The 17,273-nt window shown below is 71.9% G+C and carries 11 protein-coding genes; all 11 read right to left on the reverse strand.

What is annotated here, in order from left to right; all coding sequences use genetic code 11:
- Window positions 1–116: 116 nt before the first annotated feature.
- The 11 genes from ABT247_RS22235 to ABT247_RS22285 all read right to left on the reverse strand — a co-directional run bounded on the left by ABT247_RS22235 (window position 117) and on the right by ABT247_RS22285 (window position 16,847).
- On the reverse strand, window positions 117–1,133 hold the full coding sequence (locus ABT247_RS22235; protein ID WP_350744764.1) for an ABC transporter ATP-binding protein: 1,017 nt from the start codon (window positions 1,131–1,133) through the stop codon (window positions 117–119).
- Entirely contained in the window at window positions 1,126–2,178 is a 1,053-nt protein-coding gene (locus tag ABT247_RS22240; protein WP_350744766.1) for an ABC transporter ATP-binding protein, read from the reverse strand. The genes ABT247_RS22235 and ABT247_RS22240 overlap by 8 nt, the downstream gene beginning before the upstream one ends.
- Before the next feature lie 19 nt (window positions 2,179–2,197).
- Window positions 2,198–3,139: an ABC transporter permease gene (locus tag ABT247_RS22245; protein WP_350744768.1), complete on the reverse strand. Its 942-nt coding sequence runs from the start codon at window positions 3,137–3,139 to the stop codon at window positions 2,198–2,200.
- Entirely contained in the window at window positions 3,132–4,058 is a 927-nt protein-coding gene (locus ABT247_RS22250) for an ABC transporter permease (RefSeq protein WP_350744770.1), read from the reverse strand. The genes ABT247_RS22245 and ABT247_RS22250 overlap by 8 nt, the downstream gene beginning before the upstream one ends.
- Window positions 4,059–4,199: 141 nt before the next feature.
- Entirely contained in the window at window positions 4,200–5,846 is a 1,647-nt protein-coding gene (locus ABT247_RS22255) for a peptide ABC transporter substrate-binding protein (protein ID WP_350744772.1), read from the reverse strand.
- A 430-nt stretch (window positions 5,847–6,276) separates the two neighbouring features.
- Window positions 6,277–8,181, reverse strand: coding sequence for a translational GTPase TypA (typA, locus tag ABT247_RS22260; RefSeq protein ID WP_350744774.1), 1,905 nt, complete (start codon window positions 8,179–8,181; stop codon window positions 6,277–6,279).
- 236 nt (window positions 8,182–8,417) lie between these two features.
- Window positions 8,418–10,295 carry an ABC transporter family substrate-binding protein gene (locus ABT247_RS22265; RefSeq protein WP_350744776.1) on the reverse strand — a complete coding sequence of 626 codons (1,878 nt, stop codon included), beginning with the start codon at window positions 10,293–10,295 and terminating at the stop codon, window positions 8,418–8,420.
- A gap of 129 nt (window positions 10,296–10,424) precedes the next feature.
- On the reverse strand, window positions 10,425–13,040 hold the full coding sequence (locus ABT247_RS22270) for a SpoIIE family protein phosphatase (RefSeq protein ID WP_502892481.1): 2,616 nt from the start codon (window positions 13,038–13,040) through the stop codon (window positions 10,425–10,427).
- Window positions 13,041–13,280: 240 nt separating this feature from the next.
- Window positions 13,281–16,040 carry a SpoIIE family protein phosphatase gene (locus tag ABT247_RS22275; protein WP_350744778.1) on the reverse strand — a complete coding sequence of 920 codons (2,760 nt, stop codon included), beginning with the start codon at window positions 16,038–16,040 and terminating at the stop codon, window positions 13,281–13,283.
- Between the two features lie 158 nt (window positions 16,041–16,198).
- Window positions 16,199–16,672 carry an NUDIX domain-containing protein gene (locus ABT247_RS22280; protein WP_350744780.1) on the reverse strand — a complete coding sequence of 158 codons (474 nt, stop codon included), beginning with the start codon at window positions 16,670–16,672 and terminating at the stop codon, window positions 16,199–16,201.
- 10 nt (window positions 16,673–16,682) lie between these two features.
- Window positions 16,683–16,847, reverse strand: coding sequence for a hypothetical protein (locus tag ABT247_RS22285; RefSeq protein WP_350744782.1), 165 nt, complete (start codon window positions 16,845–16,847; stop codon window positions 16,683–16,685).
- Window positions 16,848–17,273 lie beyond the last annotated feature (426 nt).

Consider the following 17,273-nt stretch of genomic DNA (forward strand, 5'->3'; position numbering starts at 1 on the left):
CGGGCCGGGGGCTCGGGGGTGGCCCCCGGTGGGGGGCCGGCCCCCGCCGGGGGTGGGGCCCGACCCCGGGCGGGCCCCGGGGCCGGAGCCGCGGGCCCTTCCTGAGCGCGCCGGGGTCAGGCCGCAGCCGACTCCCGGACCTCGGCGAAGTGGCAGGCCGACTCGTGTGCGGCCGGGCCCTCCAGCGTGGTCGGGATCGCCAGCAGCGGGATCTCCTCCGCGCAGCGGTCCTCCGCCTTCCAGCAGCGGGTGCGGAAGCGGCAGCCGGACGGCGGGTTGGCCGGCGAGGGGATGTCGCCGCTGAGGATGATCCGCTCGCGGGACTCGCGGGCCGTCGGGTCCGGCACCGGCACCGCGGACAGCAGCGCCTGGGTGTACGGGTGGGTGGCGTTCTCGTAGATCTGCTCGTCGGTGCCGATCTCGACCATCTTGCCCAGGTACATCACGCCGACGCGGTCGGAGATGTGCCGGACGATGGACAGGTCGTGCGCGATGAACATGTACGACAGGCCGAACTCGCCCTGCAGCTGCTCCAGCAGGTTGATCACCTGCGCCTGGACGGACACGTCCAGGGCCGAGACCGGCTCGTCGCAGATGATGATCTCGGGCTTGAGCGCGAGGCCGCGGGCGATGCCGATGCGCTGGCGCTGCCCGCCGGAGAACTGGTGCGGGTACCGGTTGATGTACTCCGGGTTCAGACCCACCACGTCCAGCAGGTCCTGGACGGCCTTGCGGCGGTCGCCCTTGGGCGCCACCTCGGGGTGGATCTCGAACGGCTCCCCGATGATGTCGCCGACCGTCATGCGCGGGTTCAGCGAGGTGTACGGGTCCTGGAACACCATCTGGATGTTCCGGCGGACGGCCTTGAGGGCCGCGCCGTTCAGCTTGGAGATGTCCTCGCCCTTGAACAGCACCTGGCCGGAGGTGGCCCGCTCCAGGTTCATCAGCACCTTGGCCAGCGTGGACTTGCCGCAGCCGGACTCGCCGACGATGCCGAGCGTCTCACCCTTCGTCAGGTCGAAGCTGATGCCGTCGACGGCCTTGACCGCGCCGACCTGCTTCTTGAACAGGACGCCCTGGGTCAGCGGGTAGTGCTTGACCAGGTCCTTGACCTCCAGGATCTTCTCAGCCATGGAGGGTCTCCTTCCAAAGGTGGCACGCGCTGCGGCGGCCCGTGAGCTCCTTGCCGTCCTTGTCGGTCACGTGGTGCAGCGCCGGGACCTCCGTGCGGCACAGGTCGGTGGCGACATCGCAGCGGGGGTTGAACGCGCAGCCGGCCGGGACCTTCAGCAGGTTCGGGGGCAGGCCCTTGATCGCGTACAGCTCCTGGCCCTTCTGGTCCAGGCGCGGGATCGAGCGGAGCAGGCCCTTGGTGTACGGGTGCGCGGGGCGCGCGTACAGCTCGTGCACCGGGGCGGTCTCGACGATCCGGCCCGCGTACATCACGGCGATCTTGTCCGCGACGTCGGCGACCACGCCGAGGTCGTGGGTGATCAGGATCAGGCCCATGTTGTACTCGGCCTGCAGCTCCGCGAGCAGGTCCATCACCTGGGCCTGGACGGTCACGTCCAGGGCGGTGGTGGGCTCGTCGGCGATGATCAGGTCGGGCTGCAGCGACAGCGCCATGGCGATCATGATGCGCTGGCGCATGCCGCCGGAGAACTGGTGCGGGTAGTCGTTCACCCGCTGCTTGGCGGCGGGGATGCGCACCCGGTCCATCAGCTCGATGGCCTTGGCCTTCGCCTCGGCCTTGGAGGCGCCCTGGTGCACCCGGAACATCTCGCCGAGCTGGTAGCCCACGCTGAGCACCGGGTTGAGAGCGGACAGCGCGTCCTGGAAGATCATCGCGATCTTCCGGCCGCGGATCTTCCGCCGCTCCTCGTTGCTCATCTTGAGCATGTCCTGGCCGCGGTACAGGATCTCGCCCTGGGTCACCTTGCCCGGGGGCATGTCCAGGATGCCCATGATGGTCTGCGCCGTCACGGACTTGCCGGAGCCGGACTCACCGAGCACGGCGAGGGTCTCGCCGGCCGAGACGGAGTAGTTGACTCCGTTCACGGCCTTCGCGATGCCGTCCCGGGTGTGGAACTCCACGTGGAGGTCCTTGACCTCCAGGAGCGGGGTTCCGACTTCGAGACGGTCGCTCTTCTGGTTGTTGTTCTCGATCACGGTGGTCATCGGGTCGTCACCTCTTCTCTCAGCGGAGCTTCGGGTCGAGGGCGTCGCGCACCGCGTCGCCGAGCATGATGAACGCGAGCACGGTGATGCTCAGCATTCCGGCCGGGAAGAACAGGGCGAACGGAGCCGTACGGATCACCTTCTGGGCCGAGTTGATGTCGATGCCCCAGGAGATGGTCGGGTCCTGCAGACCGATGCCGAGGAAGCTCAGCGTCGCCTCGGTGGCGATGTAGCCGCCCAGCGCGATGGTCGCGACCACGATCACCGGGGCGATCGCGTTCGGCAGGATGTGCTTGAACAGGATCCGGCTGGTGCCGGCGCCGAGCGCCTTGGCCGCCGTCACGAAGTCGGACTGCTTGACCGTGATCACCGAACCGCGCATGACACGGGTCATCTGGGTCCAGCCCAGGGCGACCAGCGCGAAGACCACGCTCCAGATGGTGCGCGAGGTGAAGGCGTTCAGGATCACCAGCGAGCCGAGCAGCAGCGGGATGCCGAAGAAGACGTCGGTGACGCGGGAGATGATCGTGTCGATCCAGCCGCCGAAGTAGCCGGCGATCATGCCGGTCAGCCCGCCGAGGATGGTGACGCCGACGGTGACGCAGATGCCGACCACGACCGAGGCGCGGGCGCCGTAGATGGTGCGGGCGTAGATGCTGCGGCCCTGGAGGTCGTAGCCGAACCAGTCCGCCTCGAAGAAGTGGCTGTAGTTCGGCTTCGTCAGGTAGTGCAGGCGCAGGTCGCCGGCCCGCGGGTCCACCGAGGTGAACAGGCCCGGCGCGATCGCGATGACGACCAGCAGCAGGATGAGCAGCGCGGAGATCACGAAGATCGGCTTGCGGCGCAGGTCGTGCCAGGCGTCGGAGCCGAGGCTGCGGGCCTTCTCCGGCTTGGCGGCCGCGGGGGCCGTGCGCTGCGCCGGGATCTCCTCGGCGGTCTTCTTCTCGGTCAGGTCAGGCATAACGGATCCTCGGGTCCAGGACCGCGTAAAGCAGGTCGACGATCAGGCCGGCGGCCAGGTACACGATCACCAGGAAGGCCACGAAACCGGAGACCGTCGCGCCCTCCTTCATGTTGATCGCGTGGTAGAGCGCGTTGCCGACGCCCTTGACGTTGAAGATGCCCTCGGTGACGATCGCGCCGCCCATCAGGGCGCCGAGGTCGGTGCCGAGGAAGGTGACCACCGGGATCATCGAGTTCCGCAGCAGGTGGGTGCCGATCACCTTCCGGCGCGGCAGGCCCTTGGCCACCGCGGTGCGGACGTAGTCGGCCTTGATGTTCTCGGCTATGGAGGTACGGGTGAGACGCGCGACGTAGGCCAGCGACAGCGAGCCGAGGACGACGGCCGGCAGCACCAGCTGGGTGATGTCGTTCGAGTCCTGGACCGTCGGGGTGACCCACTTGAGGTTGTTCGCGAAGATCGTCTGGAAGATGAAGCCCAGCACCGGGACCGGGATCGAGATCAGCAGCAGGGTGAGGACCAGCGTGCCCCTGTCGAAGGTCTTGCCGCGGCGCAGGCCGGCGAACAGGCCGATCCCGATGCCCAGCACGATCTCGATGGCGAACGCGAACAGCGCCAGCCGGACCGTGACCGGCAGCGCCTCGGTGATCTTGTCGATCACCGGCCGGCCGTCCAGGGCGGTGCCGAAGTCACCGGTGACCAGCTTCCCCATGTAGTCGAGGTACTGCTGGACCAGCGGCTTGTCGAACCCCTGCTGGTGCCTCAGGGCGGCGAGCTGCACCGGGTCCGGGGCCTTGTCGCCCCACATCGCCGCCACCGGGTCACCCGGCAGCGCGTGCACCATGAAAAAGATGAGTGCGGTCGTTCCGAGGAACACCGGGATCATCTGGAGCAGTCGCCTCGCGACAAAGCGCCCCATCGTGCCTCCATGTATGACTCTGCCGGGCCCGTCAACCCGGCCAGAGATAAGTCGGCGTGCCAACGGCCGGTGCCAGTCCTCGCCCTTGTGGGGATGGGACGGGCACCGGCCGTTGTCACCGGGTCAGGCGGTGCCGACCGACTACTTCTTCTTCTTGACCTCGACGTCGGTGTAGACCGGGTCGCCGAAGGAGTTGAACTTCACGTTCTGGACGTTGTTGGAGTAGCCGGAGTTGGTCTTGTAGTACCAGAGCGGGATGGCCGGCATGTCCTTGGCCAGAACGGCCTCGGCCTGCTGGTAGAGGTCCGCGGTCTTCTCCACCGAGGTGGCGGCGTCGGCCTCGTGGGCCAGCTTGTCGAACTCCGGGTTCGAGTAGCTGGCGTCGTTCGCGGCGGCACCGGTGCCGTAGACGTCACGCAGGAAGTTCGCGTTCAGCGGGTAGTCCTGCACCCAGCCGGTCCGCATCATGCTCGAGACCTGCTTCTTGGTGATGATGTCGCGCGAGGTCTTGAAGTCCGGCTTCGGGTCGCCGAGGCACTCGACGCCGGTGGCCTGGCGGATCGAGTTGCAGACCGCGTCCACCCACTCCTTGTGACCACCGTCGGAGTTGTAGAGGATGGTGATCTTGTTGCCCGGGACGCCGCCGCCCTCCTGGATCAGCTGCTTCGCCTTGGCGGGGTCGTACTTGCAGGCGTCGCCGCAGGTGCCGGCCTTGTAGCCCATGACGCCCGGCGCCACGAACGAGTCGGCGGGCTGACGGCTGTTGTTCAGCACCGTCTTGGTGATGGTGTCGCGGTCGATCGCCATCGACAGGCCCTGGCGCACCTTGGCCTTGGCCGGGTCGTTCCACTCCGCGTTGTACATCGCGAAGGAGATGTTCTGGATCGCGCCCTGGGCCTGGTCGACCGCGCGCTTGCCCAGGTCGTCCTTGTACTTCGGCAGGTCGGTCGAGTCGACCTGGTCCAGCACGTCCAGGGTGTCGGACATCAGGTCCTTGTACGCGGCCTCGGGCGAGGTGTAGTTGCGGAAGACGATCCCGCCGTTCTTCGCCTTGTTGCTGCCCGTGTACTTGTCGTAGGCCTTCAGCGTGATGGCCTTGTTGTGCTCCCACGACACGAACTGGTAGGGGCCGTTGCCGATCGGCTTCTCGCCGTAGCCCTTGGGGTCGGAGAAGAAGCCCTGCGGCAGCGGGAAGAAGGCCGAGTAACCGAGCTTGTACGTGAAGTACGAGACGGGGGCGGTCAGTTCGATGGTGAAGTGGGTGTCGTCGACGACCTTGAGGCCGGACATCTCCTTGGCGGTCGGGTCGCCCTTGTCCGGGTGCACGGCGTCGTAGCCGGCGATGTCGGAGAACCAGTCCGAGTTGATCTGGTTGTTCGCCGGGTTGGCCGACCAGTTCCAGGAGTCCACGAAGGACTTGGCGGTGACCGGGGTGCCGTCGTGGAAGGTCCAGCCGGACTTCAGGGTGACGGTGTAGTTCTTGGCGTCGGTGGTCTCGATCTTGTCGGCCACCTGGTTGCGCAGGGCACCGGTCGCGGGGTCGTAGTCGACGAGGCCCGTGAAGAGCTGCTTGACGATACGGCCGCCCTGGTTCTCCATGGCGTTGGCCGGCTGCAGCGGACGCTGCGGCTCGGCGCTCTGGTAGCTGAAGACGCCCGAGGGGTCGACCGCGGCGCTGTCCGAGCTCCCGCCGGAGGAGTCGCTGCTGCCGCCACTGCTACAAGCAGTCGCGGCGAGCGCGACAGCGACAGCTGCGACAACCCACTTGGCCTGGCTCCCACCACGCATCGGTGTGCCTCCTGAATTCGACGTTGCAACGGGGAGGGCACCACGGAACGGTTGTCACCTGGCCCGCAATGCCGTCCGCGCTCGTGGTTTCGGCGCGCACCCCTGCGCGTTCACCCTTGACCCGAGCCTGACTGGCTCCACTATCCGTCACGCACGGACACGAAAGTGACCAGTGACGATCTCAATTAGGTCACATGAACAGTCGGTAAGTTTCGAAAACCGGACATTTGAGACATAGCCAGACAGGCACAAGACGGACAGTCGTCACGGATGACGAACTGTCACGTCCGCTCAGCGGACACCCGGGTGTGATGAGCGCTATTCCGTTAATAGCCGCCCCGACAACTTGGAGTAGTTAAAAAGTTCGCCCCCCTCTCCATTGGAAAGGGGGGCGAAGCATTCCGGCCAAAGGCCGATCAATCCGTCCGGATCATGCCTTCTTGGCACGCGACGCGGTGCGGCCGCGCTCCTTCTGGTCCAGCACGACCTTACGGATGCGAACCGTCTCCGGGGTGACCTCGATGCACTCGTCCTCGCGGCAGAACTCCAGCGACTGCTCCAGCGAGAGCTTGCGCGGCGGGACGATCGACTCGGCCACGTCGGCGGTCGAGGACCGCATGTTGGTGAGCTTCTTCTCCTTGGTGATGTTCACGTCCATGTCGTCGGAGCGCGAGTTCTCGCCGACGATCATGCCCTCGTACACCTCGGTGCCCGGCTCCACGAACAGCACGCCGCGCTCCTGGAGGTTGGTCATCGCGAAGGCGGTGACCACACCCGCGCGGTCGGCGACCAGCGAGCCGTTGTTGCGGGTCGTCAGGGTGCCGAACCACGGCTCGTAGCCCTCGTGGATCGAGTGCGCGATGCCGGTGCCGCGGGTGTTGGTGAGGAACTCGGTGCGGAAGCCGATCAGGCCGCGGGACGGCACGACGAACTCCATCCGGACCCAGCCCGAGCCGTGGTTGGACATGTTGTCCATCCGGCCCTTGCGGATGCCCATGAGCTGGGTGACGGCACCCATGTGCTCCTCGGGGACGTCCACGGTGAGGCGCTCGACCGGCTCGTGGGTCTTGCCGTTGATCTCCCGGGTGACCACCTGCGGCTTGCCGACGGTCAGCTCGAAGCCCTCGCGACGCATGGTCTCGATCAGGATGGCCAGCGCCAGCTCACCGCGGCCCTGCACCTCCCAGGCGTCCGGGCGCTCGGTGTCCAGGACGCGCAGCGACACGTTGCCGATGAGCTCGCGGTCCAGCCGGTCCTTCACCTGGCGGGCGGTGACCTTGCGGTCGACCTTGGCGCCGGACTTGGCGTCCGCGCCCTTGCCGCTGCCGCCCTTGCCGACCAGCGGCGAGGTGTTGGTGCCGATGGTCATCGAGATGGCCGGCTCGTCCACCGTGATCAGCGGCAGCGCGATCGGGTTCTCGGTGTCGGCCAGGGTCTCGCCGATCATGATGTCGGCGATGCCGGCGACGGCGCAGATGTCACCGGGGCCGGCCACCTCGGCCGGCTTGCGGGTGAGCGCCTCGGTCATCAGCAGCTCGGAGATGCGGACGTTCTGGATCGAGCCGTCGCGCTTGATCCAGGCCACGGTCTGGCCCTTGCGCAGCTCGCCCTGCTCGACGCGCAGCAGCGCGATGCGGCCGAGGAAGTTGTCGGCGTCCAGGTTGGTGACGTGCGCCTGCAGCGGGGCGTCCTCGTCGTAGCTCGGGGCCGGGACGTGCTCCAGCAGGGTGGAGAAGAACGGCTCCAGGTTGGTGCTGTCCGCCGGGACGGTGCCGTTCTCCGGCTTGGTCAGCGAGGCGACGCCGTCACGGGCGCAGGCGTAGACGATCGGGAACTCGATCTGGTCCTCGTCCGCGTCCAGGTCCAGGAACAGGTCGTAGGTCTCGTTGATGACCTCGTCGATCCGGGAGTCCGGACGGTCGGTCTTGTTGATGCAGAGGATGACGGGCAGCCGGGCGGCGAGCGCCTTGCGCAGCACGAAGCGGGTCTGCGGCAGCGGGCCCTCGGAGGCGTCGACCAGGAGCACCACCGCGTCCACCATCGACAGACCGCGCTCGACCTCGCCACCGAAGTCGGCGTGGCCCGGGGTGTCGATGATGTTGATGGTGATCGGCGCGCCGCCGTCCTTCGGGTGGTACTTGACCGCGGTGTTCTTCGCGAGAATGGTGATGCCCTTCTCGCGCTCCAGGTCGTTCGAGTCCATCATGCGGTCGTCGAGCTGCTGGTGGGCGGCGAAGGCGCCGGCCTGCTTGAGCATGGCGTCGACCAGCGTGGTCTTGCCGTGGTCGACGTGGGCGACGATAGCGACGTTACGGATGTCGTTGCGCGTGGGCATGCCTTGCGGATTCTCCCGGAATCGTGGGTTGCGGCGCCCGGCCGCGAGACGCGCACGTGCGGCCGCTGTCGGCCGCCACCACCCGTTCGCCTGCTACTACCGGTCCACCCGCCGGGCATATGGACATGCCTCGGCTTCCTCCTATGGTACGGGGAAGGGCCCAGCGGGGCGGAAACGAGCTGGTCGGGCGGGATCAAGATCACAGCCGGGTGACGCCCCCGCCCGTCCGGCGCGCGTCAGCGCGTCCACCCCACGTCCTGGAAGCGCGGCCATCCGAAGCCCCAGGCGCCCGCGCCGGCCAGACCGGTCCGCACCGCCACCAGCTCCGGGCGCTGGTACAGCGGCACCGAGTGGCCGAGCTGCCAGATCCGGACGTCCGCCTCCTGCAGCAGCTCCAGCCGGGCCGCCGGGTCGAGCTCGGCGGACGCCCGGTCGAACAGCCGGTCGATCTCCTCGGTGCCGCTGCGGCCGTAGTTGCCGCCCGGATCGAGCGCGCCGTCGGCGTCCGGCCGGGGCTTGGCGTAGGCGGCGCGCTGCTCGCCCGCCGTGCTGGGGCCGACCGGCCAGGAGAACAGGGCGAGGTCGTAGTCGCCGACCGCCAGGTGGTCCTTGACGAAGGTCTCGGCGGGCGCGGTCGCCGGGCGCACCGCGATCCCGGACGCCGCGAGGTCGGCGACGAGCGCGTCGGCGGTGCGCCGGGCGGTCGCCGAGCCGGCCGGGACGAGCAGGGTCAGCGCCAGCTCCTTCCCGTCCTTGGCGCGGGTGCTCCGGCCCGCGGGCCGCTGCCAGCCGGCGGCGTCCAGCAGCTGCGCGGCGTCCTCCGGTCCGGCCGCGGCGCTGTTGTCGCGGTAGCCCTCCTGGTCCTCGGCGAGCAGGTGGCTGCCGAGCGGGGCGCCCGGCAGTCCGAGCGGGCCGAGCGCGGCGTCGGCGACTCGCCGCCGGTCCACCGCCCGGGCCAGCGCCCGCCGGACGACCGGGTCGGTGAGCGGGCCGCGGGCCGCGTTGACGGTGAGCTGGGTGAGCGAGGCGGCGGCGGCCCGGTGCACGGTGATGCCGGGCAGCGACTCGGCCCGCCGCAGCGCCAGCGCCGCCGCCTCGGGCACCGCGGCGGGCGGGGCGGCCGCCGGGCGGCTCGGCGCGGGGGTGCCCGGCGAGGGGCTGCCGGCCGGGGAGGTGCCCGCCGAGGGACTGCCGGTCGGAGAGGTGCCGGCCGGGGAGCTGCTCGCCGAGGGGGCGGCCGGCACCGCCCGGTCCACCGCCGCGGTGAGCGGGGCGACGTCCAGGCGGTCCTGGTCCAGCGCGTCCAGCCGCCGCTCGGGCGGCCCGGCCACGAAGTCGATCCGGTCGGCCTTCGGCCGGTCGCCCCACCAGAGCGGGTTGCGCACCACCGTGACCCGCCCGCCCTCGGCGTCGTAGCGGGAGACGGTGAACGGGCCGGCGCTCTTGTGGCCCCCACCGGCGAGCGGCCGCTCGAAGGCCTCCGCGGTGGCGGTCTCGGCGACCGGGTAGAGCGGCCCGAACAGCGAGCGCCACTCCGCGTACGGCCGCCGGAAGGTCACCTTCACCTCGTGCGGGTCGGCGCCCGGCGTGATCGCGTCGATCGCGTCGTACCCCGCCGCCTTCCCGCCGCGGTAGGCCGGGTCCAGCCCGGACAGCGCGGCCCGCTGGGCGGTGAGGTCGGCGGCCGACAGCGGCGTGCCGTCGCTCCACACGGCGTGCGGGTTGAGCCGGTAGGTGACCACCTGCGGCAGCTGCCCGGGCGGGGTGGACTCGGCGCCGGCCAGGTAGTCCGGGTCCGGGAGGAGCCGGCCGTGCGCGTCGGGCCGGAACAGCGAGGGGTAGAGGGCGTGGGCGAGCAGCGCGGAGTCGGCGGTCGCGCCGCCCTGGTAGACGTTGAGCGTGGCCGGGACGCCGTCCACCGCCCAGCGCACCGTGCCGCCGTCCCGGACGGCGGTGCGGTCGGCGGGCCCGACGTCCCCGGTGGCGGCGGTGGGATCGGCGGAGACCGGGGCGGCTGCGGGCCCGCGGCCCGGGGCCGGGCCCTCGGAGCAGCCGCCGAGGCCGGCGGCGAGCAGCAGGACGGCGGCTGCGGCGGTGAGCTGGCGGACGCGCATGGCGGCCATCGAACGCCGCCCGGACGACCGGGCCCCGCACCGACACGGCGGCCGCCGGGCGACAGCACCCGTACGGCCCAGACCGCGCGCCTCCTCCGGCGCCGGCTCGAACTGCAGCGCCGGCTCGAATTACAGCGCCAGCTCGAACCAGACGATCTTGCCCTTGGGCGTGCGCCGACTGCCCCAGCGCTCGGCGAGCAGGCTGACCAGTTGCAGGCCCCGGCCGCCCTCGTCGGTCTCCTGGGCGCGCCGCTGCCGGGGCTGGGCGTAGCCGTCGTCCCAGACCTCGCAGACCATGGTGCGGTCGCGCAGCAGCCGCAGCCTGATCTCGCCCCGCCCGTGCTTGAGCGCGTTCGTCACCAGCTCGCTGACCAGCAGCTCGGTGGTGTCGACCAGCTCCTCCAGGCCCCGGGAGAGCAGCCAGCTGCAGGCCAGTTCCCGGGCCTTGGCGACGGAGGTGGGCTCGGGCGGCAGGAACCAGTTGCCGACGGCGTCCTCGGGGAAGGCGTGCACCTTGGCCATCAGCAGCGCGATGTCGTCCTCGCCGTGGTGCGGGTTGAGTTCGCCGAGTACGTGGTCGCAGAGGTCCTCCAGGCCCTTGCCCCCGTCGGCGAGCGCGGCCCGGAACGCGCGCAGGCCCTCGTCCAGCTGGTGCTTGCGGCTCTCGACCAGGCCGTCGGTGTAGAGGCCGAGCACGGCGCCGTCCGGGAGGGTCAGCTCGACCTCCTCGAAGGGCTCGCCGCCGACGCCGAGCGGCAGGCCGGGCGGCACGTCGAGCATCCGGGCGGGCTCGCCCGGGCTGAGCAGGACGGGCGGCAGGTGGCCGGCGTTGGCGAACACGCACCGGCGGGTGACGGCGTCGTACACCGCGTAGACGCAGGTGGCCAGGTAGACCTCGCGGGCCTCCTCGTCGGCGGTCGAGGTGAGCCGCCCGTACGGGGTGGGCGGGCCGGCCGGGACGGAGTCGTCGCCGAGGCCGCGGGCGATCTCGTCCAGCGCGCCGAGCACCTCGGCCGGGTCGAGGTCGAGCATGGCGAGGGTCCGCACCGCGGTGCGCAGCTGCCCCATGGCGACGGCGGCCCGCAGGCCGCGGCCCATCACGTCGCCGATCACCAGGGCGGTGCGGTTGCCGGGCAGCGGGATGACGTCGAACCAGTCGCCGCCGACCTCGGTGTTGTTGTTGCTGGGCAGGTAGCGGCAGGCGATCTCCAGACCGCTGGCGGCCGGGTTGCCCGGGGGCAGCAGGCTGCGCTGGAGGATCAGCGCGCGCTCGTGCTCGCGGCGGTAGAGCCGGGCGTTGTCGATGCAGACGGCGGCGCGCGCGACGAGTTCCTCGGCGATCGCCACGTCACGGGCGTCGAAGGGCTCGCTGCCGATCGCCCGGGAGAGCTGGACCAGTCCGAGCACCTGGTCGCGGGCGACCAGCGGGACGATCAGGGTGGAGCGCAGCAGCGGGTCGCGGCCGGGCTCGGGGACGACGCTGCGCCCGGTGCGCAGCGCCCGGGCGTGCGGGGAGCGGCGCGGGTAGCAGAGGGTGCCGCCGGCCTCGGCGATCGGCAGGCCGGTGACCGAGCCGAGCACCGAGGAGGCCCCGCCGATCACGCTGGAGACGGCGACCCGGCGCAGTTCGCCGCTGCCGTCGGTGAGCACCGTGTCGCCGAGCCGGCCGGCGCTGGGGACGGTCTCGCCGGAGAGCAGCGCGGTGTAGAGGTCGACGGTGGCGAGGTCGCAGAACGGCGGGACGACGACGTCGAGGAGTTCCTTGGCGGTGGTCTCCAGGTCGAGGGTGGAGCCGATGTGGGCACTGGCCTCGTTGAGCAGGGCGAGGTTGCGGCGCACGCCGTCGGCCTCGCGCTCGGCGACGTGCCGGCTGGTGACGTCGGAGACCTGCCCGGCCACGCCCATCGGCTGCCCGCCCGAGCCGTTGAGCCGGTACAGCGAGACGGCCCAGAGCCGGTTGCCCTCGCGGGTGGGGACGGCGCTGTGGAAGCGCAGGTCGAAGACGGGCTCGCCGGTGGCGAGGACCTTGCGCAGGGCGGCGGTGAGCCGGTCGGCCTCGGACGGCGGGAAGAGGTCGTGCGGGGTGAGGCCTTCGAGGTCGGTGGGGACGAGGCCCATCCCGGAGGCGAAGGCGTCGTTGACGCGCTGGAGCCGCAGCCGGCCGTCGAAGAGCACGAAGCCGGTGGGCGTCTGGCCGAAGACGGCCTCGGAGGCGGCGAGGTCGGTCTCGATCCGGCGCAGTCGGCCGAGGTCGACGGCCAGACAGGTGGCACCCGCGGTGGGCAGGGCGCTGTCGGGCATCAGGTAGAGCTCGGCGAGGCCCTCGCCGCCGTCGGCGTCCCGGTAGGGGGTGGTGCCGACCCACTCCTCGCCGGCCAGGGTGCGCTCCAGCCGGGCGCGGCCGCGCCGCCAGAGTTCGCGGGGGACGAAGGTGGAGATCGGGTCGGCGCCGACGGCTTCGGCGGCGGAGACGCCGAAGAACTCGGCGGCGCGCTCGCTCCACTGGCTGATCCGCCCGTCGGGGCCGATCGCGAAGGTGGCGACCCGGATGTAGTCGTAGATCGAGCCCGGGTCTCCGGCGCCCCACGGGCGGTGCTCGGTCTCGGGCCGGGCACCGCGGCCGCGGCCCCCCGCGCCACCGGCCGGCGGCGCCGCCGGGGCGGGCAGGTGCAGCGAACCGGCCTGCCCGGGCACAGCGGCATGACCGCTGCTGCTCGGCGCGTTCCGCGCCGGAGTGCTGTTCAACGGACCGACCCCTCCAACCCGCGACCGTCCGGATGTCGAGAAGACCGAGTATTCATCATCGAGGGGTGCGTTCACACGCCCTCAACATCACAACATCAGATCGGGCGAAGGTTTTTGTCCTACCGCCCGCGCAACCACAATGCCACGCTCGCGCCCCCTTCCGTGACGCGCGCTCCCCCCGGGCCCCCGATGGCATATGCGGCACTGTTCTCCTGATGTTCTACTCGCGTTCCGTCCGGATCATGACTCGCCCGCCGGCTCATTACCCGGCAGCGCGAGCTCGAACCAGACCACCTTGCCGATCCCCTCGGCCCGGGCGCCCCAGTGCAGCGCCAGCCGGTGGACCAGCTCGAGGCCGCGTCCGCCCTCGTCGGCCTCGGCCGCGTGGCGCTCCCGGGGCGGGTCGGGCAGCGGGTCGGAGATCTCGGCGAGCAGCGTCTCACCGAGCGTCAGCCGGACCCCGATCGGGGCGCTGGCGTACCGGACGGCGTTCGTGACCAGCTCGCTGACCAGCAGTTCGGCGGTGTCGGTGAGGTCCTCGACGCTCCACTCGGCGAGCGTGGCCCGGACCAGCCGGCGGGCCCGGGAGACGGCGGTGGGCTCGGCGGGCAGGGTCCAGCCCGCCGTCGGGGCGCTGGTCTGCCCGTGCCCGAGCCGGGCCAGCAGCAGGGCGACGTCGTCCGGCTCCCGGCCCTGCTCCATGGTGTCGAGCACCGCCTCGCAGGCGGCCTGGATGGAGGCGTACGGCTGCTGGAGCACGGTGATCAGCCGGCCGAGGCCGACGTCCAGGTCCTTGTCCCGGGACTCGACCAGGCCGTCGGTGCACAGCGCGAGCAGACTGCCCTCGGGGATCTTCAGTTCGACGGATTCGAACGGGACTCCGCCGACGCCGAGCGGGGCGCCGGAGGGCAGGTCGAGGATCCGCCCGCTGCCGCCGGGCAGCGGCCCGCCGGTGTGGGTCGGCTCCCCGGCGTCCTCGCCCGGCACCACCAGCACCGGCGGGATGTGCCCGGCCTTGGCCACCGTCAGCATCGCCGTGCCCGGGTCGAAGACCGCGTAGACGCAGGTGGCCAGCAGCGCCTCGTCCGGCCCCTGGGCCAGGTCGTCGGCCAGCTCGTGGACGTGCCGCAGCAGCACGTCCGGCGGCAGGTCGAGGGCGGCCAGCACCCGGACGGCGGTGCGCAGCCGGCCCATGGTGGCGGCGGCCCGCAGGCCGTGGCCCATCACGTCGCCGACCACGAGCGCCGTGCGGTCGCCGGGCAGCGGGATGACGTCGAACCAGTCGCCGCCGACCTCGGTGCCGCTGCTGCCGGGCACGTAGCGGTAGGCGACCTCGACGCCGGTGGGCTGCGGGACCTGCTGCGGGAGCAGGGTGCGCTGGAGGGTGAGCGCGGCGGTGCGTTCGCGGGCGTACAGGCGGGCGTTGTCCAGCGAGCTGCCGGCCCGGTCGGCCAGTTCGACGGTGAAGGCGAGGTCGTCCCGGTCGAAGCCCTCGCGGTAGCCCGCCCGGCTGACCAGCAGCAGGCCGATCACGATGCCGCGGGCCCGCAGCGGGACGACCAGCATCGAGTGCACGCCCAGGTCGTGGGCGGCCTGCATCTTGGGGTCCCCGGGGTAGGTCACGTCCTCCAGCTGGTCGGCGCCGGAGAGCAGCTCCGGCACGCCGGTGCGCAGCACCCGTCCGCAGGCGGAGTCCTCCGCGAACGTGATCCGGGCGCCGCGCCGGAGCATCACGTCGACCTCGGGGCCGTCCTGGACTGAGGCGGTGCCGAGCTGGAGCAGCGAGGTGCGCCGGTCGTGGCCGTGCCGGGGCAGGTCGTCACCGTGCGCGACGGCCTGCAGCAGGATCACCGCCGAGTGGTCGGTGAGCCGGGGGACGACGGAGCTGGCCAGCTCCTGGGCGATCCGGGCGGCGTCGAGCAGGTCGCCGACCCGGGAGCCGAACTCGTTGAGCAGCGAGAGGCGGCGCCGGGCGTGCTCGACCTTGGCGACGGCGCGGTAGCGCTCGGTCACGTCCATCACGGTGCCGGAGATGCCGAGCACCCGGCCCGAGCGGTCGGTCATCCGGCTGTAGGAGATCGAGCGGTAGCCGGCCCGGGTGGTGACCGGGGAGGCGAGCGTGACGTCGATGACCGGCTCGCCGGTGGCCAGCACCTGGCGCTGGATGGCGGTGATCTCGTCGGCGGCGCGCTCGGGCAGGGTCTCGCCGGTGGTGCGGCCGACGTGGTCCTCCAGGGCGACGCCGTTCATCTCGGCGAGGGTCCGGTTGACGGCGGTGTAGCGCAGGTCGGTGTCCAGGATGGCGATGCCCAGCGGGGACTGTTCGAACAGCGCGTCGCGCACCGCGAGGTCCCGCTCGACGGCCCGCACGGCGGCCGCCTCGGCCAGGTTGACCTGGAGGAAGGGGGTGCCGTCGCCGTCGACCAGCAGGGAGATGCGGGCGTCCACGGCGACCGGCACGCCGTCCCGGTCGCGCAGTTCGGCGTGGCCGGCCCAGCGGCCGTGGCGCAGGGTGTCCTGGACCGCCGCCCGGATCCGGGCGACCTGCTCCTGGTCCGGGATCAGCTCGTCGATCCGGCGGCCGACCAGCAGCTCGCTCGGCCAGCCGAGCAGTTCCTCGGCGGCCGGGCTCCACAGCACGACCCGGCCCGCCGTGTCGAGGATCGCGATGGCGACCTTGAGCATGTCGAGCAGACTGCCCCCGGACGGCGGGGTGAGGGTGCGCGCGGCGTCGGCGGGGCCGCCGGGGAACGGCCGTGCGGGGCGGCTGCGCAGGCCGGGCAGGGCGCCGGGCTCGGGGACGGCCAGCGTCGGCGCGGGCTGGACGCCCTGGGCGCCGGGCCCGGCCTCGGGCGCGGCGGGACCACCGCCGCGACGGCGACCCGAGGGCGGCTGAGGGGCGGCCGGACGGACGGCGCGGCGCAGCCGGGCGCGGGCGGCGGCGCTCCCCGCGGTGCCTGTCCGCCGCGCTTCCCCGCCACCGTTCCCGGTAGTCGACACCGACGGGGCCTCCGGCTCTGGGTCGGGATCGGCGTCGCCGGCTGGGGCGGCTCACCGATGGTGAGGAATAGTGCCGAAAAGCGACATACCCAGCAGGACCCAGGCTATCCCGGCTGCCGGGTCGGCTTGTCCGATTGACCTATCCGGCGGCTTGCACGTCACCCATGGGCACGAGCAGAGCGCCCGACCCGGCCCGCGCCCGACACGTCACCCGCGGGCGCGGTGAGCAGTGCGGCCACGTGCGGCAGCACCTCGCGGTCGTGCTCGATCCAGTCCACGTCCTCCAGCTCGGACGGGCCGAGCCAGCGCAGCTCGTCGTGGTCCTGCAGCATCCGCGGCTCGCCGTCCAGCAGTTCGGCAGCCCAGAACCGCAGCTCCAGGCCCGGCCGGACGGTCCACGCCCCGGGCAGTCGCCGCAGCGCCCTGGCCCGGACGCCCAGCTCCTCCAGCAGCTCCCGCTCCAGCGCCTGCGCCTCGGTCTCCCCCGGCTCGGCCTTGCCGCCGGGGAACTCCCACCGACCGGCCACCGCCGCGGGCGCGCTGCGCCGGGCGGCGAGCACCCGGCCGCCGCGGACCAACGCACCGCCGACGACGATCCGCGGCTCGTCGGGGGTCCTCGGGTTCTGCTCCATGCGCCCGACCCTACGGGGCGGCGTCGCCGTCCTCGGCCTCGACCCAGTACAGCTGCTTGTGGCCACGGGCCTCGAACTCCGCCGCCAGCCGCTGCGCCTCGGTCCGGTCGAGTCCCCCGGCGACCGGGAAGCGGTTGCCGTTGTCGTCCTGCCGCATCACCCGAAAGGTCCGCATGCGGGGAGTGTAACGGCGGCGCGGGGGCTGCCCGGCGGCTGCCCGGCGGCCCCACTGCCCCCCGCCCCGAGCCGAAGGGGCGCGCCGGTGCCGAAAGGAAGAAGCGAGAAGGACCGAGGAACGAGGGCCTTGGAGCGCCGACCGTCGGCACCGGGCAAGAGCGCCCCGGAGGCGAGCGGGCGAGCACCCGCCCCGAGTCGAAGGGGCGCGCCGGTGCCGAAAGGGAGAAGCGAGGAGGCCCCGAGGGACGAGGGGCCTTGGAGCGCCGACCGTCGGCACCGGGCAAGAGCGCCCCGGAGGCGAGCGGGCGAGCAGCAGGGAGGCCCGAGGAACGAGGGCCTTGGAGCGCCGACCGTCGGCACCGGACAAGAGCGCCCCGGAGGCGAACGGGCGAGCACCCGCCCCGAGCCGAAGGGGCGCGCCCGG

It is taken from the genome of Kitasatospora sp. NPDC001539, from assembly GCF_040298565.1.
In the GTDB taxonomy this organism is placed as follows: Bacteria; Actinomycetota; Actinomycetes; order Streptomycetales; family Streptomycetaceae; genus Kitasatospora.